This is a genomic window from Streptomyces sp. 378 (assembly GCF_030124145.1).
Classification (GTDB): Bacteria; Actinomycetota; Actinomycetes; order Streptomycetales; family Streptomycetaceae; genus Streptomyces.
On the sequence record NZ_JASKMS010000079.1, the window covers coordinates 1 to 1,411 of the forward strand.

Consider the following 1,411-nt stretch of genomic DNA (forward strand, 5'->3'; position numbering starts at 1 on the left):
ATCAGTGGGCGGTTCGTGAGTTGATGTCCGTTCCGGACTTGGTTACTGCTTCTTGCTGAAGGTGCCGGGCTCGGCCTCGGTGAGGATTCCTAGTGTGACCAGGCGTTTCATCTTGGCTCGGGTGCGTTCGATGTGTTTCGGCAGGAGCTCGAAGTCAAGGGTCTGGCAGATGTCGCGGGCCCTCAGGGGGCCGGTGGTGTCGTTGAAGACGGCGAGGATGCGCGGGTAGTCCGGGTGCTCGGGCAGCTCCAGACTCTCTGATGGCTCGGGGCTCTGGACCGGGATTCGGTCGGCGAGGCCGGTGATGGTCGTGCGGGTGATGGCGAGGTGTTCCAGACGCAGTTCGGCCTCTCGGAGCTGGGTCTGAAGGGTGTCGATCTGGGTGCGGAGATCGCCGGCCAGGGCCCGGGCTGCGTCTTCCTGAAGGTCGAGCGCCTGAAGGAGGGGGCTGAGGTTCACGCGCCGACCACCTGCGGATCGCGCCAGGTGAGCGTGTTCGTGTCGGTGAGCCGACGGGCCATGACGTGGGTCATGGCCCAGTAGACGCGTGAGGTTGAGGAAGCCGGGCGGTGTTCGTAGTCGCGGACCAGGCGCCGGTGAAGTATCAGGGTCCCGAACGTCTGCTCCACCCGCCACCGTTTCGGCTGCGGAACGAATCCCCGCTCCTCAGGGTTGCGCCGGACGATCTCGACGTCGATGCCGAGTCCGGCCCCGTGCATGACGACCTGGTTCTTGAAGCCCTGGTCGACCAGGGCCTTGCTGACCGAGCCGCCGGCCGCGACGGCGACTTGATCGAGCAGAGCGATGCCAGCGGCGTTGTCGTGGACACTCGCGGCTACCACGGTGACGGCGATGACCAGGCCGAGGACGTCCACGGCCAGTCCCCGCTTGCGGCCAGGCATTCGTTTCGCGGCGTCTTTGCCCGTCGTGACCGCGGGGACCCCGGTGGCGGCCCGGACACTCTGGGTGTCCAGGATCACCAGGGTCGGGTCCTCTAATCGCCGGTTCCTCTCCCGCACCTGGCAGCGCAGGAGTTCATGGATCTGCTGGTCGGTGCCGTCGTCCCGCCAGGCGGCGAAGTAGTAGTACGTCGCGCTCTTCGGCGGCAGGTCGTTCGGCAACAGGGCCCACTGACAGCCGGTCCGGGACTGGTAGAGGATCGAGTTCACGATCTCCCGCATCGGATAGCGGCCCTGGTGGCCGCTCACGGAACGGTGCCGGTCCTTCCAGGCCGTGAGCACCGGCTCGATCAACGCCCACTGCTCGTCGGACAAGTCGCTCTGGTACGGCTTGCGTTCACTCATCCCACCGATCCCAGCAGGCCACCGGCACCGGACCGGAACGTTCCCGGCTTCGCCCACACCATCAGGCGACGCCAGAACCACCCATAGGCTCACGAACCGCCCACTCA

Annotated in this window: 2 protein-coding genes; both read right to left on the reverse strand. The window is 66.5% G+C overall.

Features of this window, described 5'->3' with window-relative positions:
- Positions 1 to 42: 42 nt before the first annotated feature.
- On the reverse strand, positions 43 to 459 hold the full coding sequence (locus tag QNO09_RS39555; RefSeq protein WP_283975056.1) for a hypothetical protein: 417 nt from the start codon (positions 457 to 459) through the stop codon (positions 43 to 45).
- Entirely contained in the window at positions 456 to 1,304 is an 849-nt protein-coding gene (locus QNO09_RS39560; protein ID WP_283975057.1) for an IS5 family transposase, read from the reverse strand. Before QNO09_RS39560 ends, QNO09_RS39555 begins: the two co-directional genes overlap by 4 nt.
- Positions 1,305 to 1,411: the final 107 nt, after the last annotated feature.